At 66.4% G+C, this 2,387-nt stretch carries 4 protein-coding genes; all 4 read right to left on the bottom strand.

The window, feature by feature from the left end:
- Positions 1–655: efflux RND transporter periplasmic adaptor subunit (locus tag AC1DY5_RS51630; RefSeq protein ID WP_478122012.1), on the bottom strand; the 655-nt coding region annotated here is incomplete at its 3' end.
- 64 nt (positions 656–719) lie between these two features.
- On the bottom strand, positions 720–1,127 hold the full coding sequence (locus AC1DY5_RS51625; protein ID WP_478122011.1) for a DUF4158 domain-containing protein: 408 nt from the start codon (positions 1,125–1,127) through the stop codon (positions 720–722).
- Positions 1,124–1,861, bottom strand: a complete 738-nt coding sequence (locus tag AC1DY5_RS51620) for a type IV toxin-antitoxin system AbiEi family antitoxin domain-containing protein (protein ID WP_478122010.1) — start codon at positions 1,859–1,861, stop codon at positions 1,124–1,126. Before AC1DY5_RS51620 ends, AC1DY5_RS51625 begins: the two co-directional genes overlap by 4 nt.
- A gap of 87 nt (positions 1,862–1,948) precedes the next feature.
- Positions 1,949–2,387, bottom strand: a 439-nt coding sequence (locus tag AC1DY5_RS51615) for a tyrosine-type recombinase/integrase (protein WP_478122009.1), incomplete at its 5' end; no start/stop codon positions are given.

Below are 2,387 nucleotides of genomic sequence, written 5' to 3'. Positions count from 1 at the left end.
CCTCGCCGTCGAACAGGCGCTTGGGCAAGGCATCGCTGCGCATCGTGACCTTCTGGCCGACCGCGACACGGGCGATGTCCTCTTCGTCGACTTCAGCCGTCACGCGCAGCGGCGCGCAGCAGGCCAGCGTGAACACCGCCTGGCCGGCGGGCACGAACTGGCCGGCTTCGCCATCGCGGCGCAACACCATGCCGTCGGTCGGGGCGACGAGTTGGTTGTAGTCGCGCAGGGCCTGGGCCCGCTGGACCGCGGCCTGCGCGGCCCGCAACTCGCTGCGCGTGCGGTCGAGCTCGGCCGGCGCGACGAAACGCTTCTCCACCAGGGAGCGGGCGCGCTCGAACTGGGCCCGAGCCAGTTGTTCGCGCGCGCGCATCTCCTGCACAGTTTGATCGAGGTCACTCGACTCGATGCGTGCCAGCACCTGTCCGCGCTTGACCTGCTCGCCTTCTTCGGCGTCGATCGCCACCAGCCGACCGCCGGCGCGCGGCGCCACCGGCACCATCACGGTGGGCTCGACGGTGCCGGTGGCGTACACCGCCTCGATCGCCGGACCGCGCGTGGGCAGCGCCGTTTCCACGCGCACGGGCCACTGCCACCAAACGACGGCGACCACCCCCGCCGTCAGCGCGGCGAGGGCAAAGGCTTTCGGCTGCAAGCGCATTCCGGTTCGCATGAGTGCAAGGGGGCTCACTATCGCACGTCGATAAATTCGGCCACCGTCACCGTCGACGCGAGCGCTTGGCAACGAAGAAAATGGCCGCCACCGGCGCGGCGGCGATTGTGTCGCGGGCCCAGTCTTGCAGGCGCCGCGCGCCGGGAATCAGGATGCGGCGTGGGAACAGCCAGTGGCAGGCGGATTGCACCAGGTCGTCGGGGTGGGATGCCTCCTCTGCATGAACGTGCAGTGCGCCGGTCAGGTCGGACTCGTCAGCGGGCCCCAGATCGCGAAGCGCCGAGGTAGGTCTTCGCCAGGGCTGGTGCTTGTAGAGGGTCTGCCTGCGCTTGTAGATGGAGCGAAGGCTGGCAAACGACGGTGGCGAAACACTGAGCGCCTGGGAGGTATGCCGGAACAGGTTGCGAGGCGACGAATGGCGCGACCTGGGGCAGGCGAGATAGATGTCGTTCACTTTTTCAGGACCAGCAGGCCTTCGTTGGTTTGGGAGACCCAGGGCCGATCGCTTCCGGTTGGCAGGCCAGCCGGATCGAGTTTCTTCGCCCAGGGCAGGGATTGCTCGCGCCCGAGCTGCAGGCAGAGGCGCACGGTCTTCACGTTCGTGCAGTCCCGCAGCAGATCGCCGAGAACAGATGCGCGAAGGCCGTACGTGCTCTCGGCCAACTCGCGGGCCTCAGCGAGCGGCTGCCGCACCCCGACTTCGCTCAGAAGCTCCAGGAATGCGCGTTCGGGCGCAGAGACGTTCGGGCCATTGGGGCTGCCTTCGAAGGGGCGCACGTGCTTCATGCCGGTCGCATCGCTACTGAAGAGCTGTTTTCGGTGGTACTCGGCAGGGAAAGCGTCCATGAACCAGTCGGGCAGCTTCGCCGACTTGAGGCCGTACAGCTGGAGCTTCGGCTCCTGGGAGACATAGTGCCGTACGCCATGCCAGTCCAGAGCGGTCTTGCCGCCGACGTGCAGGCCTGGGACCAGTCGTTGAAGCAGCCACAGGCTAGGGTCGCGCTGCAACGGGCCGTCAGGACGAACGAACACGCCGCGCGCGAGTCGCCGGAGCCACCCCGCTCGAACGTAGTGGACCGCCAAGTCAGCAGAGACACCTTCCCGAGCCAGGTCCTCGCTGGTCACCGGCGTGCCGCTGGGAACCTGAGTCAAGAGGGCGTTTAGTTTTGACCGTGTAGTCGTAGTCACATTACGATTATTGAGACATTTCCAAGTGCGCGCAAGGTTTCGTTTTGTGCGCGTTGTCGTAATTTGGCTACGACAACCCAGTCAGAGTCAAATCTCACCCGGCGCAGGTTTCTTCGAGTCCATCATCCGCGCCACCGCGCTCACCTGAGCGGCCCCTGCCCGGAAGTAGCCCGTCACGGTGTCCGCGCTGCGGTGCCCAGTCATGGCCATCGTCTCCTGCAAGGGCATGTTCTGTCGCCCCGCCTTGGTGACGAAGCCCAATCGCAGCGAGTGGGCCGAGAAATCGTCACCGACGCCGGCGAGGGCGCAACGGGTCTTCACGATGTCTCGAACCGCGGTGCCCGTGAGCCCGTCTTCGCCGAGCTTCCCGCCCTTGTGGATGCGGCGGAAGAGGGGGCCAGAGGTGATCCCGCTCGCCTTCAGCCAGGCATCCATCGCATCGGCGGCCGAGCCAACAACGGGCTTCACATCCTCGGCGCGCACCTTGCCGCTGTGGTTCGTCTTGAAGTTCGCCAGGGTGTAGAGG

It is taken from the genome of Variovorax sp. P4_D9 (assembly GCF_056401695.1).
Note: the sequence above shows the minus strand (reverse complement) of the source record. Positions and strands in the feature narration are given on the sequence as shown.